The organism is Enterovirga aerilata (genome assembly GCF_013044135.1).
Lineage (GTDB): Bacteria > Pseudomonadota > Alphaproteobacteria > Rhizobiales > Beijerinckiaceae > Enterovirga > Enterovirga aerilata.
Map to the genome: position 1 here is coordinate 522,191 of NZ_JABEPP010000002.1, position 18,945 is coordinate 541,135.

Here is an 18,945-nt window from a genome sequence, read left to right on the forward strand (position 1 = left end):
CTATACGTCCGCTGCGAGGCGCATGCGGACGATCTTGTCGGGGTTGCTCACGGCGCCGTTGCTGGCCCGGTCGCCCTTCTTGATCCTGTCGAGCACGTCGAGGCCCGACGTGACCTCGCCGACGACGGTGTACTGGTTGTTGAGGAAGCCTGCATCGCCGAAGCAGATGAAGAATTGCGAGTTCGCCGAATTCGGGTCGGACGAGCGGGCCATTCCGACCGTGCCCCGCTTGAAGGGAGTGGAAGTGAACTCGGCGGGGATATTCGGCAGGTCCGACCCACCCGTTCCGTTCCCCTTCGGGTCGCCCGTCTGGGCCATGAACCCGTCGATGACACGGTGGAAGCTCAGCCCGTCGTAGAAGCCGCGCTTCACGAGGGTCTTGATTTGCGCCACGTGCTTGGGGGCAAGGTCCGGCCGCAGGCGGATCGTGATCCGGCCGTCCTTGGTCTCCAGATAGACCGTGTTCTGCGGGTCGGCCGCGCCCTGCGCCAGGGCCGGCGCAGCGAGCGCTCCGACGACCAGGGCCGCAGCGCCGCGGCGGGTGAGATTGCGTCCCGTCATTCCGTGATCCCGTGATCCTGGGTTGAGGCTCAGCGGCGGCTCTGAAACCTGGCCTCGATGCGCCGGGCCACGCCCGGCGGCACGAAGGCGGAGACGTCGCCACCCATCTGCGCCACCTGCCGTACGAGAGTGGCCGTGATGGGGCGGACGGCAGGCGAAGCCGGGACGAAGACCGTATGGATGTCGGGCGCCATCGTCTCGTTCATGGCGCCCATCTGCATCTCGTAATCGAGATCGGTGCCGTCACGCAGGCCGCGCACGATGATCGTGGCCCCATGCCGGCGCGCGGCTTCGATAGCAAGACCGCTGAAGGTCGCGACCTCGAACTCGGCGCCTGCTTCTTCGACCGCAGGAGCGCAGGCCTCGCGCAGCATCTCGAGCCGCTCCTCGACCGTGAAGATCGGCGTCTTGGAGGAGTGGATTCCCGCCGCGACGACGACCTTGTCGGCGATGCGCGCGGCGCGGCGCACCACGTCGAGATGGCCGTTCGTGACCGGGTCGAAGGTGCCGGTATAGAGTGCTGTGCGCGGCATGGGCTTGCGCGTTAGCGGCTCCCCCGAAAGCGGGCAAGCCCGCTTTCGGACCTCCGCGGTCCCGCTAGACGGAGCCGTCCGGCGCGCCGCCCTCGGCGATCTCGTCAGCCTCCGGCGGCGGGGTCTCGTCCTCCTCGCCTTCCAGGTGCTCGACCGAGACGACCTTCTCGCCCGCGGCCGTGCTGAAGATCGTAACGCCCTGGGTCGAGCGTCCGGCGATGCGGATCCCGTCCACGGGAACGCGGATCAGCTGCCCGCCATCGGTCACGAGCATGATCTGGTCGTTCTCGCCGACGGGGAAGGAGGCGGCGATACGGCCGTTCCGCTCGGCCATGGCCATGGCGACGATGCCCTTCCCGCCCCGCCGCGTGGTCCGGTACGCAAAGGAGGAGGTGCGCTTGCCGAAGCCCTTCTCGGACACCGTCAGGACGAACTGTTCGGCGAGTTCCATCGCGATGCGCTTGTCGCCGAGCTCGACTTCGGTGGAGACATCCTCCTCCGCGCCATCCGTGCCTACGGCGCTCTCGTCGACCGGCTCCGCGCCCCGCGCACGCCGGCGCGCCATCGAATCCTTCAGGTAGGTCGCGCGCTCCTCCGGGGTCGCCTCGAAATGCTGGAGGATGGACATCGAGATCACCTCGTCGTCCTCCGCCAGCGTGATGCCTCGCACCCCCGTGGAGTCACGGCCCTTGAAGACGCGGACCTCGGAGACGGGGAAGCGGATGCATTGACCGCCCGCCGTCGTGAGGAGCACGTCGTGCCCCGGATAGCCCTGGCCCTCCTCGCGGCAGGTCGCAACCCCGACGATGCGGTCGCCCTCGTCGAGCTTCATGGCGATCTTGCCGTTCCGGTTCACCTGGACGAAGTCGGACAGCTTGTTGCGCCGCACGTTGCCGCGGGCGGTGGCGAACATCACGTCCAGCCGCTCCCAGGACGATTCGTCCTCGGGTAGCGGCATGATCGTCGTGATGCGCTCACCCTCCTGCAGGGGCAGCATGTTGATGAGGGCCTTGCCGCGCGCGTTCGGCGCGGCGAGCGGCAGCCGCCACACCTTCTCCTTGTAGGCCTGGCCGCGCGAGGAGAAGAAGAGGATCGGCGTGTGGGTGTTCGCCACGAAAAGGCGCGTGACGAAATCCTCATCCCGCGTCTGCATGCCGGAGCGGCCCTTCCCGCCCCGCTTCTGCGCCCGGTAGGTGGAGAGCGGCACGCGCTTGATGTAGCCGGCGTGCGACACGGTCACCACCATGTCCTCGCGCTGGATCAGATCCTCGTCCTCGACATTGGCGTCCCAGTCGAGGATCTGCGTCCTGCGCGGGGTAGCAAAGGCGTCCCGGATCGCCCGCAGCTCGTCCTTGATGATGCCCATGATGCGTTCGCGGGAGCGCAGGATCTCCAGGTAGTCCGAGATCTCCGCGGCCAGCTTGTGGAGCTCCTCGCCGATCTCGTCGCGGCCGAGCGCCGTCAGGCGCTGCAGCCGGAGGTCGAGGATCGCGCGGGCCTGCGCCTCGGAGAGGCGATAGGTGTTGTTCGCCGCGAGCTTGTGGCGCGGATCGTCGATGAGTGCGATCAGCGGCCCGATATCGGCCGCGGGCCAGTCGCGCCCCATGAGCTGCTCGCGAGCCGTGTTCGGGTCGGGCGCGGTGCGGATCAGCCGGATCACCTCGTCGATATTGGCGACCGCGATCGCCAGGCCGCACAAGACGTGGGCGCGGTCGCGGGCGCGGCCGAGCAGGAACTTCGTGCGGCGGCTGACCACCTCCTCGCGGAACTCGACGAAGGCGCGGACCATGTCCTGCAGCGTCATCGTCTCGGGCCGGCCGCCATTCAGCGCCACCATGTTGGCGCCGAAGCTCGTCTGGAGCGGCGTGTAGCGGTAGAGCTGGTTCAGCACGACCTCGGCGAGCGCCTCGCGCTTCAGTTCGAGTACGATGCGCATGCCGTCGCGGTCGGATTCGTCGCGCATCGCGGCGATGCCTTCGACGCGCTTCTCCCGCACCAGCTCGGCGATCCGCTCGATCAGGGTGAGCTTGTTCACCTGATAGGGAATCTCGGAAATGATGATCGCCTCGCGATCGCGGATCTCCTCCGTGTCCCACTTGCAGCGCATCAGGATCGAGCCGCGCCCGGTCTGGTAGGCGGAGCGGATCCCGGCCCGGCCCAGGATCGAGCCCCCGGTGGGGAAGTCCGGCCCCGGGACGATCTCCATCAGGGCCTCGAGGGTGATGGCGGGATCGTCGATATAGGCGATGCAGGCATCCACCACCTCGCCGAGATTGTGCGGCGGGATGTTGGTCGCCATGCCGACCGCGATGCCGCCCGCCCCGTTCACGAGCAGGTTCGGGTACTTGGCCGGGAGGACGACCGGCTCCTTCTCGCGGCCGTCGTAGTTCGGCTGGAAGTCGACCGTGTCCTTGTCCAGGTCGTCGAGGAGCGGCATCGCGGCTCGCTCCAGGCGCACCTCGGTGTAACGCTCCGCCGCAGGCGGATCGCCGTCGACCGAGCCGAAATTGCCCTGCCCGTCGATAAGCGGCAGCCGCATCGAGAAGGGCTGGGCCATGCGCACCAGCGCGTCGTAGATCGCGAGATTGCCGTGTGGATGGTACTTGCCCATCGTGTCGCCGGTCACGCGGGCGGATTTGTTGTAGGGCCGGTCCGGCGTGTAGTTGTTCTCGTGCATCGAGAACAGGATGCGCCGGTGCACGGGCTTCAGGCCGTCCCGCACGTCGGGCAGCGCCCGGCTCACGATCACGCTCATCGCGTAATCGAGATAGGAGCGCTTCATTTCGTCGGTGATCGACACCGGCTTGATGTCCGCGGCCGGATTGAAGCCCGGCTCGCCCGTATTGTCCGTCTCGTCAGCCAAAAGGTCGTGTCCGATTTCCGCTTGCGCGCGTTAGCCGATCCGGGACCGGACGGCCACCGCCGGACCATGTCCGCCCACAGGTCCAAGCGCAATTTCCGTAAGGTAGGCCAACGCCTTGGGCTCGACCTCATATGGGAACCCGGACAGCCTCCGGCAACGAGCCAGGCTCAGCCTGGAAGCCCGAATCAGCTCAGGCGCCGCAGCAGGTTCGTCATCAGGGCCATCCGGGGCCGAACGGAGGAGATGAGGCCGTATTCCGCGAGCGTATGCGCGCCGTCACCGTCGATCCCGAGGCCGTCCAGGGTGGCGCCCCCCAGCGCGGCCGTGAAATTGCCGTCCGAGCCGCCCCCCGTCCGCGGAACCTGACCGAGATCGAAGCCCAGCTCGGCTGCGATCTCGCGCGCCCGCCCGTACAGGCGAGCCGTCTCGGATGAGCACTCGTAGGGCGGGCGGTTCATGCCCCCGCTCACCTGAACCCGCATATCCGGGTCGACGGGTCGGAGGGCCCGGATCTTCTCTCCGTAGAGCTCGCCGTCCGCGGCCGTGACCACCCTGAGATCGACCGTAAAGCGGCAGCGCTGGGGCACGACGTTCTCCGCCGTGCCGCCCGCGACCGTCCCGACATTCGTCGTCACGCCACGCTCGTAATCGGTCAGGGCCTCGACCGCGAGGATCTGGTGCGCCGCCTCGCGGATCGCGCTGCGCCCGTCCGGGTGCCGGCTGCCCGCATGTGCTGGGCGGCCCTCGATCTCGACCGTGAAGCGCCCGACGCCCTTGCGCGCCGTGACCACCTTGCCGCCGTCGCGCGCCGGCTCCGTCACGAGGACATAGGCCGCCTTTCGCCCGAGATCCTCGATCAGCGAGCGGGTGGTCGGGGAGCCGATCTCCTCGTCCGGGGTGAACAGGAAGGTCAGGGGCAGCCGCGCAGAGGCCTCGCGCGCAACCTCCCTGAATGCCTGGAAGGCGAGCCAGGCGCCGCCCTTCATGTCGTACACGCCCGGCCCGTAGAGGCGGTCGCCCTCGACCCGGATCGGCAGGTCGCGCGCGAGGGTCCCGACCGGATGGACGGTGTCGAGATGGGAGAGGATCAGTATCCCGCGATCCCCGGTCCGCGGGCCCGCCCGGAGCAGGAGGCTGTCGCCGAGCCCGTCCCGACCCGCAATGCGTTCGGCCGCTATCGCGGCCGCGCCGGCCTCCGCGGCCACGAGATCCATGGCGCGGTTCACGCCCGCCGCATCGTGGGTCGGGCTCTCGATCGCAGCCCAGACCGAGATGCCAGCGACCGCTGCCGCATGGTCCGTCGGAAGCAAGGGGCGGAACCTTGGCCTAAAAAGGAATGTCGTCGTCGAGGTCGTTCGCGTAGCCGCCGCGCGAACCGCCGCCGCCCCCTCCCCCGCCGCCTGCCATGGCGGGCCGCTTCTCCATCGGCCCGGAGCGGCCGAACTCGCCGCCGCGGCTGACCTGGCCGGGCTCGTCGGCGTAATCCGACCCGGCTCCCCCCCCGCGGCTGTCCAGGATCGTCAGCTCGCCCCGGAAGCGCTGGAGCACGATCTCGGTCGTATATCTCTCCTGGCCGGACTGGTCCGTCCATTTGCGGGTCTGGAGCTGGCCCTCGACATAGACCTTCGAGCCCTTGCGCAGATACTGCTCGGCGACCCGGCCGAGATTCTCGTTGAAGATCACGACCGAGTGCCACTCGGTCTTCTCCTTGCGCTCGCCCGTGTTCTTGTCCTTCCAGGTCTCGGAGGTGGCGATTCGCAGATTGACGACCGGGTCGCCGGATCCCATTCGGCGGACCTCCGGATCGCGGCCGAGATTGCCGACGAGGATGACCTTGTTGACGCTGCCGGCCATGACACACCACCTTTCCTGACCTTGAGCCTTATCTGCCCAAGCCGTTCCGCGAACAAGCCGGAACAGCCGCCGCCCACAGGCGCTTTAGCAGAAAGTTCTCAGTTTGTTCTAATGAACATGCAGATGTGCGGCACCGTGTCAAGCCTATGACGATGTCCCAAGCTGGAACATCGGAACGGCCGCGCCCGTTCACCCGGCAACCATCGCGCCGCTGGCGCTCCGGATTCGGGTGTCGAGATGCCGAACTTCATCGTCTGCTTCGTTCTGGGCGTGATCGCCCCGCTCGCGAGCGTCGGCTGGCTGATCGCCTATCACTGAGGGAGGTGCGGCGCGGCGCCATCAGGGCCGGGCGACCTCCCAGGTCGTCGTCCCGTCCTTGTTGTCCTTGAGCAGCACGCCCATCGCCTTCAGCTCGTCGCGAATGCGGTCGGACTCGGCCCAGTTCTTCGCGGCCCGCGCAGCGAGGCGACGCTTGATCTTCTCCTGAACCGCCGCCGCATCGATCTCAGCGGCCTTCGGATTCTCGAGCTCTCCGCGGAAGCCGAGGGCCCGCAGCGTCGGCCACAGGAGGCTCTCCGAATCCCGCTCCAGTTCGTGCAGCTCGACAATCGCCTTGGGCGTGTTCAGGTCATCGAGCAGCGCATCGAGCACGCTCGGTGCGAACCGTTCATCCGGTGCCGCCGGCTCAAGCCCCGCCCTTCCCCGCCATGACGCGAGCGTCTTCCAGCTCTCCTCCAGCCCGCGCACGGTCCAGTCGATCGGCTGGCGGTAATGCGTCTTCAGCATGTTGAGGCGGATCACCTCGCCCGGCCAGTCGCGCAGGGCATCCCGGATCGTCACGAAGTTGCCGAGCGACTTCGACATCTTGTCGCCCTCGACCTGCAGGAAGCCGTTATGCAGCCAGTAATTGGCCATCACGGGCGTGCCGAAGCAGCAGCGCGACTGCGCGATTTCGTTCTCGTGATGCGGGAAGATGAGGTCGAGCCCGCCGGCATGGATGTCGAAAGTCTCGCCAAGATGTTTCCAGGACATCGCGGAGCACTCGATGTGCCAGCCAGGCCGGCCCGGTGCCGCGATGCCGGCCGGCGAGGGCCATGACGGCTCGCCCGCCTTCGACGGCTTCCAGAGAACGAAATCAAGCGGCGAGCGCTTGTAGGGCGCCACGTCGACGCGCGCGCCAGCCTCCATCTCGTCGAGCGGACGCTTCGAGAGCGAGCCGTAATCCGGCATGGAGGGCACGTCGAACAGAACGTGGTCCTCCGCCACATAGGCATGGCCCGAGGCGACGAGCCGCTCGATTAGCCGCCGCATCTCCTCGACATGGTCGGTCGCGCGCGGCTCGACCATCCGGGGCCGCTCGCCCGGGACGTTCACGTCCTCCGGCATAAGCACGCCGAGCGCCCGGATGTCCTCGTGGAACTGCGCAAGGGTACCGTCCGTGAGCTCGCGGATGGAGATTCCGCGCTCGGCCGCCCGAGCATTGATCTTGTCGTCCACGTCCGTGACGTTGCGGACATACGTGACGTGCCCGGGCCCGTAGAGGTGCCGCAGCAGCCGGAACAGCAGGTCGAAGACGATGATCGGCCGGGCGTTTCCGATATGGGCGAAGTCGTAGACGGTCGGGCCGCAGACATACATCCGCACATTTGCCGGATCGATCGGCCGGAACTCCTCCTTCCGGCGCGTCAGCGTGTTCGTCAGCCTGAGCGGCGCGGTCATTCTACAGGAACTCCGACAACTCCCCTGCCCCACCGTGCGAGCCGGCGCATTGCGGTGCAATACGGCAACAGCCGCCGAGGGATCGTGGCCAGGAGGGGTGCCGCGCATTGCCGGTCGGGGCCGAATCCGTCAAGAGCGGCGGCTCGCGGCTGCCTTTAGGTGTGGCTGCGCACCTCCGCCCAGCGGTCCGCCACTTAAAGCTTTCTTCACGGCCGACGGCCAAAAGTTTGACACAAATGCGGCCGGTCGGCCCAGAGGATGTTCACGATGCGTCGCAGGTTCGCCATGCTCGGGCTGGTCGCTTCCGTGCTGGGCGGAGCTACGCTCCTGGACATGCCTGCGGTCGTCTCCGGCGAAGCGCCCCTCAGCGCCACCTTCGTCATCCCGGCCGACGACAGCTACGGCGTGGCCGAGTGCACTACGCCCGCCTGCGGCAAGGTGGTGGCCGACCAGTGGTGCGCGGCGCAGGGCTACACCCGCGCGATCACCTTCGGCGAGGCCGACCCGACGGAGGTGACAGGCTCGATCAAGGCCCGCCTGGCCCGTTCGAGCCTGCCCGAGAACCGCCCGATCTCGATCACCTGCGGCCGCTGAAGGCGGGCGCGGAAGGGGCGCCCGCTCAGCCCTTCACGAATTCGCCGCAGCGCTGCGTGTCGGTCTGCTGCCCCCAGGGCATGATCGGCACGGTCGAGGTGGAGTTCTGCGGCGAGCCCTCGATCACCCGGTCCGAATAGACGAGGTAGACGAGCACGTTGCGTTTGGCGTCGCAGCCGCGCACGATCTGCATCTTCTTGAAGACCAGCGAGCGGCGCTCGCTGAACACGACATCGCCCTGCTCGAATTTCGACTTGAAGCGGATCGGCCCGACCTGGCGGCAGGCGAGCGAGATCTCGGACCGCTCCTCGGCCAGGCCGAGCGTCCCCTTCACGCCTCCCTTCTCCGGCACGGTGTAGTGACAGGCGACGCCCTCCACCTCCGGATCGTCGATGCCGTAGACCGCGAGCTTGTCGTTCGGCGTCAGCGCGCGCCAGACGGTCGACTTCTTGAATATCTCGTCGGGACCTTCGGCCGAGGCCGTGCCGATGGCCAGCACCGCCGCAAGCCCCACCACGATCCCCGCAACCCAGTGCCGCATCGCGTCCTCCTCAGCGAGAGAAATATGGGATCGGTGGCCAAGCTTCGCGAGTGTCAGGCAACTTCGCCCGCCAGCCTGGCTTTCGCCCTCTCGGGCCCGATGAGGGGGAGAAGCGCCGCGAGTTCCGGGCCGTGGTCGAGCCCGGTGAGCGCGAGGCGGAGCGGAAGGAACAGCGCCCGGCCCTTCAGCCCCGTCTCAGCCCGCACGGCATCCGTCCAGCTCTTCCAGGTGGTCGCGTCCCAGGGCTCGGGCGGGAGGAGGCGGAGGGCGGCCGCGATCAGCGCCGGATCCTCGATCTGGGGTGAGACCGGCCCCTCCACGATCCCCCACCAGCGTAGCGCATCGCCGAAGCGGGAGAGGTTGGCGCGCACCGCGTTCCAGAACTCCTCGCCGCCGCCGATATGGAGGTCCTCGAGCCGCGGCCGGGCGGTCTCGTACGGCATGGCATGCACGAAGCGCGCGTTCAGCGCGTCGAGCTCGGATTCGTCGAACTTGGCCGGGCCGCGCGAGATGTGCGCCAGGTCGACGAGGGACGCGAGCTCGTCGAGATCGGCGACGGGCCGCACGGCCTCGGAGGAGCCGACGAGCACTGCGAGCGCGGCCACCGCAAGCGGTTCGTAGCCGTCCTCGGCGAGTTGCCGCAGCGAGAGCGCGCCCGAGCGCTTCGAGAGCCCCTCCCCGCTCATCGTGGTCAACAGGTTGTGGTGGCCGAAGGCGGGCGGCCTCGCCCCGAGCGCTTCGAAGAGCTGGATCTGCACGCCCGTATTGGTCACGTGGTCCTCGCCCCGGACCACATCCGTGATGCCGAGCGCGATGTCATCCACGACGGACGGCAGGGTGTAGAGGTAGGTGCCGTCTTCGCGCACCAGCACCGGGTCGGAGAGCGAAGCGCAGTCCACATGCGACGGACCGCGCACGCGATCCTCCCACCCGGCCACGCGCGGCTCGAGGCGGAAGCGCCAATGCGGCCGCCGGCCCTGTTCCTCCAACGCTCGCCTGTCCTCGTCCGTCAAAGAGAGCGCGGCGCGGTCGTAGATCGGCGGCTGGCCGCGGGCGAGCTGGATGCGGCGGCGACGATCGAGCTCCTCCGCGGTCTCGTAGCAGGAATAGAGCCGGCCCGCCGCCTTCAGGCGCTCGGACGCCTCCGCATACAGTTCCATCCGCTCCGACTGACGTACGACGAGGTTGGGACGGATGCCGAGCCAGGCGAGATCGGCCTCGGTCTGCTCGGCGTACTCGGTCCGGGAGCGTTCGGCGTCCGTGTCGTCGAAGCGGAGCACGAAGATGCCGCCCTCGCGCCGCGCCACGAGGGCGTTGAGAAGGGCCGTGCGGGCATTGCCGATGTGGATGAGGCCCGTCGGGGACGGGGCGAAACGCAGGACGGGAGCCATGGCCGGCATGTAGCCGCTTGGGGCGGCGATGTCTCCCGCCGCGACCGCCGACGGCGGTGGTCCGAGTTGGGAAGGCGCGGAAGGCCGGGCACTGCCCCGGGTCGCGCGGAACCGGTCAAGCTTGCCGCAGTTGTTCCGGCATCTTCGAATGGGAGACTGACATGCTCAAGGGCGGCCTTCTCTGGCTGATCGGCATCCCGCTGCCGATCATCATCCTGATCGCGCTGTTCACGAACTGGCTCAGCTGAACCGCTATTCTCGGCAGGGCACCGGAACGGGAAAAGGGGCGGTGCCGAACCGCCCCTTTTTCTTAGGCGCTACTCGGCCGCGACCGGGATCTGGACGCCCCGGGCGAGCCGCTCCTGCTTGATCAGCTCGGCCGTCATGAAGGCTATCTCCAGCGCCTGCTCGGCATTCAGTCGCGGGTCGCAGAAGGTATGATAGCGGTCGCCGAGATCCTGGTCCGTGACGGCGCGCGCCCCGCCCGTGCATTCCGTAACGTTCTTGCCCGTCATCTCCAGATGCACCCCGCCGGCATGCGTCCCCTCCGCCTGATGGACGGCGAAAAAGGACCGGATCTCGCCCACGATCAGCTCGAAGGGCCGGGTCTTGTAGCCGTTTCCGGACTTCACCGTGTTGCCGTGCATCGGATCGCAGGACCAGATCGGCATGCGGCCTTCGCGCTTCATGGCCCGGATCAGACCGGGCAGGTGCTCGAAGACCTTGCTGGCGCCGAAGCGGCAGATGAGCGTCAGACGGCCGGGCTCCCGCTCCGGATCGAGGATGTCCGCAAGCCGCAGGAGCCCGTCCGCGGTGAGCGAGGGCCCGCATTTCAGCCCGATCGGGTTCCTGATCCCGCGCGCATATTCCACATGCGCATGGTCCGGCTGCCGCGTGCGATCGCCGATCCAGAGCATGTGGCCGGAGGTGGCGTAGTAGTCCCCGGTGGTCGAATCGACACGCGTCAGGGCCTGCTCGTAGCCGAGAAGCAGGGCCTCGTGGCTGGTGTAGAAGTCAGTCGTTCGCATCTCCGGATGAACCTCCGGGTCGATGCCGATGGCCCGCATGAAGGCAAGCGTCTCGGAGATGCGGTCCGCCAGCTCACGGTATCGGGACGATTGCGCCGAGTCCTTCGCGAAGCCCAACATCCAGCGGTCGACGTTGTCGAGATTGGCGTAGCCGCCCGTTGCGAAGGCGCGCAGCAGGTTCAGCGTCGCGGCCGACTGCCGGTAGGCCTCGATCTGCCGGCGCGGATCGGGGCGGCGCGCCTCCTCCGTGAAGGCGTTGTCGTTGATGATGTCGCCGCGATAGCTCGGCAGTTCCATCCCGTCGATCGTCTCCGTCGGCGCCGAGCGCGGCTTGGCGAACTGGCCAGCGATGCGGCCGACCTTCACGACGGGCGAGGCGCCCGCGAAGGTCAGGACGACCGCCATCTGCAGGAACACGCGGAAGAAGTCGCGGATGTTGTCCGCCGAATGCTCGGCGAAGCTCTCGGCGCAATCGCCGCCCTGGAGCAGGAAAGCCTCGCCGGCCGCCACCTTGCCCAAGGCCCGCTTGAGCTTGCGCGCCTCGCCTGCAAAAACGAGCGGCGGAAAGCCGGCGAGCTGGGCCTCCACGGCTCCGAGCGCCTCCTCGTCCGCATAGAACGGCACCTGCTGGATCGGACGCTGCCGCCAGCTGTCAGGTGCCCACCGCTCGCTCATCACTTTCTCCCGTTCATCTCCTGGGCGGCTCGCCGCTCGTGGAAGACAGGCGCTTATACAGCACAAGGCGGCGATAGCGAGGCTCGGGACGTTCTAAAGGCTCTGTCGCGGGGCGCCGGGAGAGCCTAAGAGCCGCTCGGGGCAAGGCGTGAGGTATCGGGCATGAACGGATCGGGGAAGATCGCCCTCGTCACGGGCGCGGGAACCGGCGTCGGGAAGGCGGCGTCGCTGGCGCTGCTGAAGGACGGGTGGTCCGTCGTCCTCTCGGGCCGCCGCCGCGAGCCGCTCGATGAGGTTGCCGGCCAGGCAGAACCTGGCCGCACGCTCGTGGTCCCGAGCGACGTGACGCTGCCGGACGACGTGGAGAACCTGTTCCGGCAAGTCCGCGAGACGTTCGGCCGGCTCGATCTCCTCTTCAACAATGCCGGCCGCGGTGCGCCGGCCGTGCCGATCGAGGACCTGCCGCTCGAGACCTGGCGGGCCGTCGTCGACACGAACCTGACCGGCATGTTCCTGTGCACGCAGCACGCGTTCCGGATCATGAAGGATCAGAGCCCGCGCGGCGGGCGCATCATCAACAACGGGTCGATCTCGGCGCATGCGCCGCGGCCGTTCTCCATTGCCTACACGGCGACGAAGCATGCCGTGACAGGCCTGACGAAGTCGACCTCGCTCGACGGCCGCGCCTACGACATCGCCTGCGGACAGATCGATATCGGCAACGCCGATACGGCGATGGGCGGGCGCATGAAGGCCGGCGTGCCGCAGGCCGACGGCTCCGTGCGCCCCGAGCCGGTCATGGACCCCGAACATGTCGGAAGCGCAGTCGCCTACATGGCGTCTTTGCCGATCGAGGCCAACGTGCAGTTCATGACCGTGATGGCGACCAAGATGCCCTTTGTCGGGCGGGGTTGAAGCCCCGCCAATTTCGGGGAATCACATCGTCTCGCGCATGATCCGCAGGTAATCGGCGGCCGCGACAGGTCGCGGATTGGTCGGGGTCGAGTGGTCCCGCTCGGCCTTCTCGGCCATCTCGGGCAGCACCGCCTCGGGGACACCCATCTCCCCTAAGGTCTTGGGCATGCCGATGCGGGCGTTCAGCCCGTCGATGTACTCCGCGAGGTCGGCGTCAGCCGCCAGTCCCATCGCGAGCGCGAGGCGGCGATACTTGTCGTCCGCGGACCCGGCATTGAAGCGCAGGACCGGCGGCAACAGCACAGCGTTCAGGGTGCCATGGTGCAGGGGCGGGTTCTTCAGCGAGCCGAGCGCATGCGAAAGGCCGTGGATCGCGCCAAGACCCTTCTGGAAGCACATGCCACCCTGAAGCGCGCCCATCATCAGCTCCGACCGGGCCTCGCGGTCCTGACCATCCGCGACCGCCTTCTCCAGGTTGCGAACGATCCGTCCTGCGCCGTCCAGCGCGATCGCGTCCGCAGGCGGGTTGAAGCGCGGCGACAGGAAGGTCTCGATGCAGTGCGAGAGGGCGTCCATGCCGGTCGCAGCCGTCAGCCTCGGTGGAAGCCCGAGCGTCAGGTCCGGCTCGCAGACGGCCCGCTTCGGGATGAGATGCGGGCTGATGAGCCCGACCTTGCGGCCGTCCTCCAGGTTCATGAGAGCGGCGCGGCCGACCTCGCTGCCGGTCCCGGACGTCGTCGGAATTGCGATGACCGGCGCGACCGTGGGCGTGATCAGCGGAATGCCGCCGTCGATCGCCGCGTAGCGGGCGAGCGGGCCGGGATGGGTCGCCAGGATGGAAACCGCCTTGGCAAGGTCGATGGGCGAGCCGCCGCCGAAGCCGATCAGGCCGTCGCAGGCCTCTGCCCTGTACCGATCGAGCGCGGCGAGCGTCGCCGCCTCCGTCGGGTTCGACGGCACCTCGTCGAAGACGATGCGTGGCATGCCGGCCGGCAGGACCGCGAAAAGCCGCTCCAGGAGCCCCGTTGCGGCGACGCCCCTGTCCGTCACGATCAGCGGCCGCGCGATGCCGAGTGCGGCGAAGTCTTCGGGCAACTCCTCCAGGACCCCGTCTCCGAAGCGGATCGTGGTCAGATAGGTGATCAGCGCCATCAACTTGTCCTTGGAAGAGAGCTACCCGACCGCGACCGGCCGCTTGGTGACGAACGGCGTGCGCATGGTGACGAGCTCCTCGGCCGCGGTCGGATGGACCGCGACCGTGCGGTCGAAATCGGCCTTGGTCGCGCCCATGGACATGGCGACGCCCGCAAGCTGGATCATCTCGCCCGCATGCTCGCCGACGACATGGACGCCGAGCACCTTGTCCGTCTCGGCATGGACGACGAGCTTCATCAGCACCTGCTCGCTCCGGCCCGACAGCGTTGCCTTCATGGGTCGGAAGGCGGCCTTGTAGATCACGACCTTGTCCTCGCCGTAGAGGCGGCGCGCTGCGTCTTCGCCGTGGCCGACGGTGCCGATCTCGGGCGTCGAGAACACGGCGGTCGGGATGAGATCGTGCTCGACCAGCGTCGGCTTGCCGCCGAAGAGCGTGTCCGCGAAGGCATGGCCTTCGCGGATGGCCACCGGCGTCAGGTTTGCCCGGTTCGTCACGTCGCCGACGGCGGAGATCGTCGGCACGGCCGTGCGCGAATAGCCGTCGACCGGTATCGCTCCGACCGGATCGAGTTCGATCCCGACCTTCTCCAGGCCCAGCCCCTTCGTGTTCGGCCGCCGCCCGGTCGCGACGAGCACCTGGTCCGCCTCGATCACCGTCCCGTCCGACAGCGTGACCGCGATGCAGCCGCCGCGCCGGTCCATCCGGCTGATGGTCGTCCCAAGCCGAAGATCGATGCCGCGCTCCGCATAGGCCTTGCCAAGCGCATCGCGCACATCCTCATCGAAGCCGCGCAGCAGCTTGTCGCCGCGGTGGAGAAGGGATGTGCGCGAGCCCAACCCGTCGAACACCCCCGCGAATTCGACCGCGATATATCCGCCGCCCACGACCAGGATGCGGGGCGGCAGGGCCTCGAGTTCGAAGACCTCGTTCGAGGTTATGCCGAGCTCGCCTCCGGGAATGGGCGGCTCCATGGTCGGATGCGCCCCGACGGCGATCAGAATATGGCCGGCCCGCACCGTCCGGCCCGACTGGACGAGCCGCACCGTGTTCGCGTCCTCGACGACGGCGCGCTCGGAGATGGTCTCGACATTCGAGCCCTGGAGCAGCGAGTGGTAGATCCGCTCCAGGCGCGCTATCTCCGCATCGCGGTTCGCCTTCAGCCTCGCCCAATCGAAGCGCGTCTCGCCCACCTCCCAGCCGAACCCGGCCGCGTCCTCGAATTCGTCGCGGAACCGGCCGGCATAGACCATCAGCTTCTTCGGCACGCAGCCGCGGATCACGCAGGTCCCGCCGACCCGGTATTCCTCGGCGATTGCAACCTTGGCGCCGTAGCCGGCCGCGATGCGCGCAGCGCGTACGCCCCCGGAGCCCGCCCCGATGACGAAAAGATCGACCTCCAGATCAGCCATGGACCACCTTGCGGCCGGGCATCTCGAGCCGGCCGTTCTGCGGCGCGATGGCTAGTGGCGATGGCTCACGAGGGCAAGCACCCCTGGCGGGTTGCGGCAAGGCTGGAACCCCCGGAACGCCGTATCTGTTTGCCCGGGCAGCGAAACCGTGAGGCACCGTGCCACGCAGGCCGAAAGAGCTCCCCTGGATCTGCCCCGAATGCGGGTACGCGCCGCGCGCGCACCAGACGCGATCGAACAGCCCCTACATGTACGACGTGCGCGACGCGCCCCAGCGCTGCAGCCGGGCCAGCCAAGCCGGCACCCTGCCGCCATGCCCGCATCTCTCCGAGATCGCCGACCGGCTCCTCCGGTTCCGCTGACCCTCCTCCCGAGCGAGGCTTTCGGAATCTGAGCCGGGCCTCGTGCAAGGAACGCGGCGCCCCTGCTCCGGTTGAAAGCGGGCGACGCGGCCCCGCGCGCTGCGCCGCAAGAGGAGCCGTGTGTATCGCATCGTCACCTACAACGTCCGCCGCTGCCTCGGGACGGATGGCAGGGTCGAGCCGAAGCGCATCGCGGAGGTGATCGCCTCCTGTGATCCGCATGTCGTCGCCCTGCAGGAGCTCGATGTCCGGCGCGCCCGGACGGGCCGCATCGACCAGGCGGAGGCGATCGCCGCGGCGCTCGGCATGGAACTGCATTTCCACCCGGCGCTCCGGGTCTTCGAGGAGGAGTATGGCGATGCCATCCTGACCACCCGGCCCTCCCGCCTGGTGAAGGCAGGTCCACTTCCGGCGCCCCTGCACCAGGAGCTGGAGCCGCGGGGCGCCCTGTGGGTGACGGCCCAGATCGGCGGGCGGCCTTGCGAGATCGTCAACACGCATCTCGGCCTGCGCGGGATGGAGCGCTTGATCCAGGTGGATGCGCTGCTCGGCCCGGACTGGATCGGCTCCGCGCTGCCCTCTGCCCCGCTCATGCTGGTCGGCGACCTCAATGCCGTCCCTTCCTCCCGCGCGTATCGGCGCATCGCACAGCGGCTGCGGGACGCCCAGTCGCTCTCGGCCGGTCGGCCCCGGCCGACCTTCCCGAGCAGGCTGCCATTCCTACGGCTGGACCATGTCTTCGTGAATGGCTGGGTCGAGGTCCTCAGGGTGGAAACGATCCGAACGCCGCTCGCCCGGGTGGCGTCCGACCACCTGCCGCTCTTCGTCGAATTCGGGCTCGTCCCCGGCGCGAGCCGCAACCCGGGGACGGTCCATTGAGCCCGTCGCCTCCACCTGCATCCGGCCGCAAGCGACGTATCCTGAGCTATGTCCTCGCCCTCGCCGGGCTCGCGCTCGCCGGCTACCTGATCCATCGCGGATTGAGCCGCTACACGGTCGAGGACATAACCGCTTCGCTGCGCGCGATTCCTGTCTCGAACCTCGCGCTTGCAGCCCTCTTCGCCGCAGCGAGCTATCTGTGCCTGACGGGCTTCGACTGGCTCGCCCTACGCTATGTCGGCAAACCCCTGCCCTATCCGCGGGCGGCGCTCGCATCCTTCGTCAGCCTATCGCTCGGACACTCGATCGGCTTTGCGGGACTCAGCAGCGGCGCCTTCCGCTATCGCTACTATTCGCGCTGGGGACTGTCGGCGGGTGATGTCGCCAAGGTCGTCATCTTCTGCGGCGCGACCGTCGGGACCGGCCTCCTGGTGCTCGGGGCAGCCGCGCTGCTCCTGAAGCCCGACATCCCGGCCTCCTTCACGGGCCTCGCGCACGGGACGGTGCGCCTGGTCGGAGCAGGCTGCCTCGCGCTCGCCTGCCTCTACCTCCTGCTTGCAGCGAAGTTCCGGCGCGGGATCGTGATCCGGGGATGGCGGGTGGAGATGCCCCCGCTACGCCTGGCGCTCGCGCAGACGGCTCTGGGCACCGTCAATTTCGCGCTCGTCGCGGCCTGCCTCGGCGCGGCCGTCTCGGCAGCCTCGGAGGCGCGCTATCTCGATGTCGCCACGGCCTATGTGACAGGCAACGTGATGACGCTGCTGACGCATGTGCCCGGCGGTCTCGGCGTCATCGAGACAGCCGTCATGTATCTCCTGCCAGGCACGAGCCTGATCGGACCGCTGATCGCATTCCGGGTGATCTACTTCCTCGTCCCGCTCGCGATCGGTTCGCTGGTCTTCGTGATCGCGGAGGTGGCGTTCCGCCGCTCAGGCGCGGCGTCTGATCGCCGGCGCCCGGAGAGACGAGAGAAGCCGGACCACCGGCTGCAGCAGGCGGAAGGGGCGCTTCGGGTCGAATAAGGCGGTCCCGAAGACCTGCCGCGCCGGAGCCTGACTTTGGTCGACTTCGAAGGGGCACAGGCGGCGTGGCCCGCCATTCAGCCGGTCGATGGCGCGGACGAGCGAATCCTCCTGCCGCACGGCGTCGCGCACCGCCTCCGGCGACACGCCGAGATGCTCCGCAAGCAGAGCGTTCCGGAAATCGGCGATCCGCTCCCGCACGAGTTCGCTCCGCGCCTCGATAGCGAGGTCGCATTCCGTGTCGAGCGCCACCGAGCGGTTGTTCAGGTTGGAGGAGCCGACCCGCAGCAGCCGGTTATCGACGATGGCCACCTTCGCATGGACGAGAACGTCCCTCCCGCCCGTTTTCGAGGGAACGACCGGATAGTAGACCCTGAGCCGGTCGTGGCGATCGGCGCGCCGCAGTCGGCGCAGCAGGTGGTCGCGGTTGTGGCCCATCACCCAGCGCTCGGCGAGGCCGTGGGAGACGCGCGTCAGCACGACCACGATCTCCGGGCCCGCGGGTCGCCGGAGTTGCTCCTCGAGGATGTCGCCAAGGAAGTCGGCCGTGAGATACTGCGCCTCGATATAGATGCACCGTTTCGCGGCCTTCAGCGTGTCCACCGTGAGGACCGCGCCCTCCGCATAGGCCGGCGCCTCACCCCAGCCCGGGGCCGTGCGGGCGATCCCGACGCAGCACTGGCGAAAATGCGGCGCGATCGCATCTGGCCAGACGTCGTGCTCCGCCTCGACGACCGGCAGATGTTGCCCGGTCGCATACAGCCAGCGGGCGTGCGCGACCTGCACCACAGCCCGGGCCGCCTCGCCGTCGACCACCATCTGGACGTCGTGGACTGGCGGGAAGGCCTTGCCGTCCGGATCCCTCCGCAGAGGATTTTCCGGATCATGCTCCGGGGTGTCCCAGCGGGAGACGGTGAGGTCCATGCCGCCCACGAAGGCGAGACGGTCGTCCACCGTGACGATCTTCTGATGATGCGCGGCATAGAGCGGGTGCTCGGTGTCGAGCTTCAGGTGGATGCGCGGATGGTTCTGCCACTCCGCCCCGACGAGGAGCTCGACTGGCGAGCCCGGCGCATGCAGGACCGCGACGCTCCAGACGAGGATGTGGATCTCGAGTTCGGGCTTCGCCTCCACGAGGGCGCGGAGGAAGGGCCCGAGCGGCTGCGCGTCCTGCCCCCTGTCCGGCCTGAGCAGGATGCGGCCGTCGAAGTCCCAGCCGATGATCACGACGGACCGCTGCGCCCGCAGCAGTGCCTCCTCCAGCCGCCCGAAATAGGCGGCCGCGTCGATCAGGATCGCGGCCCGCTCGGCCTCGGCGATGCGCCAGCAATTGCGGCCCGGCTGGAGGATGGGCGGTTCGGATCGAGAAGGCGAGATGTGGGTTTCCATGATCTCCGCGCCGGCATCGGCCCGAGCTTGACTATTCGTCGCCAGAACAAGCGG

17 protein-coding genes are annotated in these 18,945 nt (G+C 68.3%); 5 read left to right on the forward strand and 12 right to left on the reverse strand.

Going from position 1 to position 18,945, the window contains the following annotated elements; all coding sequences use genetic code 11:
- The 6 genes from HJG44_RS07820 to cysS all read right to left on the reverse strand — a co-directional run bounded on the left by HJG44_RS07820 (position 1) and on the right by cysS (position 7,530).
- Complete coding sequence (locus tag HJG44_RS07820) at positions 1-561, reverse strand: peptidylprolyl isomerase (protein ID WP_171217785.1); 561 nt, start codon at positions 559-561, stop codon at positions 1-3.
- A gap of 29 nt (positions 562-590) precedes the next feature.
- Positions 591-1,094: a pantetheine-phosphate adenylyltransferase gene (gene coaD / locus HJG44_RS07825; protein WP_171217786.1), complete on the reverse strand. Its 504-nt coding sequence runs from the start codon at positions 1,092-1,094 to the stop codon at positions 591-593.
- A gap of 64 nt (positions 1,095-1,158) precedes the next feature.
- Positions 1,159-3,957: a DNA gyrase subunit A gene (gene gyrA, locus HJG44_RS07830; RefSeq protein ID WP_171217787.1), complete on the reverse strand. Its 2,799-nt coding sequence runs from the start codon at positions 3,955-3,957 to the stop codon at positions 1,159-1,161.
- A 185-nt stretch (positions 3,958-4,142) separates the two neighbouring features.
- Positions 4,143-5,267: a M20 family metallopeptidase gene (locus tag HJG44_RS07835; RefSeq protein WP_246736104.1), complete on the reverse strand. Its 1,125-nt coding sequence runs from the start codon at positions 5,265-5,267 to the stop codon at positions 4,143-4,145.
- Positions 5,268-5,283: 16 nt separating this feature from the next.
- The gene (ssb, locus tag HJG44_RS07840) at positions 5,284-5,811 is read right to left on the reverse strand and encodes a single-stranded DNA-binding protein (protein WP_171217788.1); all 528 of its coding nucleotides are present in this window, start codon (positions 5,809-5,811) and stop codon (positions 5,284-5,286) included.
- A gap of 339 nt (positions 5,812-6,150) precedes the next feature.
- Positions 6,151-7,530 carry a cysteine--tRNA ligase gene (cysS, locus tag HJG44_RS07845; protein WP_171217789.1) on the reverse strand — a complete coding sequence of 460 codons (1,380 nt, stop codon included), beginning with the start codon at positions 7,528-7,530 and terminating at the stop codon, positions 6,151-6,153.
- A gap of 267 nt (positions 7,531-7,797) precedes the next feature.
- Between cysS and HJG44_RS07850 the strand changes: the two genes are divergently transcribed.
- Positions 7,798-8,124: a hypothetical protein gene (locus HJG44_RS07850; RefSeq protein ID WP_171217790.1), complete on the forward strand. Its 327-nt coding sequence runs from the start codon at positions 7,798-7,800 to the stop codon at positions 8,122-8,124.
- 25 nt (positions 8,125-8,149) lie between these two features.
- On the opposite strand, the gene HJG44_RS07855 is transcribed toward HJG44_RS07850, so the two are convergent.
- The 3 genes from HJG44_RS07855 to HJG44_RS07865 form a co-directional block, all read right to left on the reverse strand.
- Complete coding sequence (locus tag HJG44_RS07855) at positions 8,150-8,665, reverse strand: CreA family protein (protein WP_171217791.1); 516 nt, start codon at positions 8,663-8,665, stop codon at positions 8,150-8,152.
- Positions 8,666-8,718: 53 nt separating this feature from the next.
- On the reverse strand, positions 8,719-10,065 hold the full coding sequence (gltX, locus tag HJG44_RS07860; RefSeq protein ID WP_246736105.1) for a glutamate--tRNA ligase: 1,347 nt from the start codon (positions 10,063-10,065) through the stop codon (positions 8,719-8,721).
- A gap of 308 nt (positions 10,066-10,373) precedes the next feature.
- On the reverse strand, positions 10,374-11,759 hold the full coding sequence (locus HJG44_RS07865) for a class II 3-deoxy-7-phosphoheptulonate synthase (RefSeq protein WP_171217792.1): 1,386 nt from the start codon (positions 11,757-11,759) through the stop codon (positions 10,374-10,376).
- 162 nt (positions 11,760-11,921) lie between these two features.
- Between HJG44_RS07865 and HJG44_RS07870 the strand changes: the two genes are divergently transcribed.
- Positions 11,922-12,674: an SDR family oxidoreductase gene (locus HJG44_RS07870; protein ID WP_171217793.1), complete on the forward strand. Its 753-nt coding sequence runs from the start codon at positions 11,922-11,924 to the stop codon at positions 12,672-12,674.
- A gap of 21 nt (positions 12,675-12,695) precedes the next feature.
- Here the strand turns inward: HJG44_RS07870 and HJG44_RS07875 are convergent, their stop codons facing one another.
- Both HJG44_RS07875 and gor read right to left on the reverse strand, forming a co-directional pair.
- Positions 12,696-13,826 (reverse strand): iron-containing alcohol dehydrogenase, encoded by a 1,131-nt coding sequence (locus tag HJG44_RS07875; RefSeq protein ID WP_171217794.1) that lies wholly within the window; start codon positions 13,824-13,826, stop codon positions 12,696-12,698.
- A 21-nt stretch (positions 13,827-13,847) separates the two neighbouring features.
- Complete coding sequence (gene gor, locus HJG44_RS07880; protein WP_171217795.1) at positions 13,848-15,239, reverse strand: glutathione-disulfide reductase; 1,392 nt, start codon at positions 15,237-15,239, stop codon at positions 13,848-13,850.
- A 158-nt stretch (positions 15,240-15,397) separates the two neighbouring features.
- Here gor and HJG44_RS07885 point away from each other — a divergent pair, with 158 nt between their 5' ends.
- The 3 genes from HJG44_RS07885 to HJG44_RS07895 all read left to right on the forward strand — a co-directional run bounded on the left by HJG44_RS07885 (position 15,398) and on the right by HJG44_RS07895 (position 17,502).
- Positions 15,398-15,601 carry a hypothetical protein gene (locus HJG44_RS07885; protein WP_171217796.1) on the forward strand — a complete coding sequence of 68 codons (204 nt, stop codon included), beginning with the start codon at positions 15,398-15,400 and terminating at the stop codon, positions 15,599-15,601.
- A 120-nt stretch (positions 15,602-15,721) separates the two neighbouring features.
- Positions 15,722-16,480 (forward strand): endonuclease/exonuclease/phosphatase family protein, encoded by a 759-nt coding sequence (locus HJG44_RS07890; protein WP_171217797.1) that lies wholly within the window; start codon positions 15,722-15,724, stop codon positions 16,478-16,480.
- Positions 16,477-17,502 carry a lysylphosphatidylglycerol synthase domain-containing protein gene (locus tag HJG44_RS07895; RefSeq protein ID WP_246736106.1) on the forward strand — a complete coding sequence of 342 codons (1,026 nt, stop codon included), beginning with the start codon at positions 16,477-16,479 and terminating at the stop codon, positions 17,500-17,502. Before HJG44_RS07890 ends, HJG44_RS07895 begins: the two co-directional genes overlap by 4 nt.
- On the opposite strand, the gene HJG44_RS07900 is transcribed toward HJG44_RS07895, so the two are convergent.
- The gene (locus HJG44_RS07900; protein ID WP_171217798.1) at positions 17,410-18,891 is read right to left on the reverse strand and encodes a phospholipase D-like domain-containing protein; all 1,482 of its coding nucleotides are present in this window, start codon (positions 18,889-18,891) and stop codon (positions 17,410-17,412) included. The two genes, HJG44_RS07895 and HJG44_RS07900, sit on opposite strands and share 93 nt — an antisense overlap.
- Positions 18,892-18,945: the final 54 nt, after the last annotated feature.

Coding starts and splice junctions, on each gene's coding strand:
- HJG44_RS07875 (WP_171217794.1), bottom strand. CDS start 13,826: ATGGCGCTGATCACCTATCTGACCACGATCCGCTTCGGAGACGGGGTC.
- HJG44_RS07870 (WP_171217793.1), top strand. CDS start 11,922: ATGAACGGATCGGGGAAGATCGCCCTCGTCACGGGCGCGGGAACCGGC.
- HJG44_RS07865 (WP_171217792.1), bottom strand. CDS start 11,759: ATGAGCGAGCGGTGGGCACCTGACAGCTGGCGGCAGCGTCCGATCCAG.
- HJG44_RS07900 (WP_171217798.1), bottom strand. CDS start 18,891: ATGGAAACCCACATCTCGCCTTCTCGATCCGAACCGCCCATCCTCCAG.
- cysS (WP_171217789.1), bottom strand. CDS start 7,530: ATGACCGCGCCGCTCAGGCTGACGAACACGCTGACGCGCCGGAAGGAG.
- gltX (WP_246736105.1), bottom strand. CDS start 10,065: ATGCCGGCCATGGCTCCCGTCCTGCGTTTCGCCCCGTCCCCGACGGGC.
- HJG44_RS07820 (WP_171217785.1), bottom strand. CDS start 561: ATGACGGGACGCAATCTCACCCGCCGCGGCGCTGCGGCCCTGGTCGTC.
- coaD (WP_171217786.1), bottom strand. CDS start 1,094: ATGCCGCGCACAGCACTCTATACCGGCACCTTCGACCCGGTCACGAAC.
- ssb (WP_171217788.1), bottom strand. CDS start 5,811: ATGGCCGGCAGCGTCAACAAGGTCATCCTCGTCGGCAATCTCGGCCGC.
- HJG44_RS07850 (WP_171217790.1), top strand. CDS start 7,798: ATGCGTCGCAGGTTCGCCATGCTCGGGCTGGTCGCTTCCGTGCTGGGC.
- HJG44_RS07855 (WP_171217791.1), bottom strand. CDS start 8,665: ATGCGGCACTGGGTTGCGGGGATCGTGGTGGGGCTTGCGGCGGTGCTG.
- gor (WP_171217795.1), bottom strand. CDS start 15,239: ATGGCTGATCTGGAGGTCGATCTTTTCGTCATCGGGGCGGGCTCCGGG.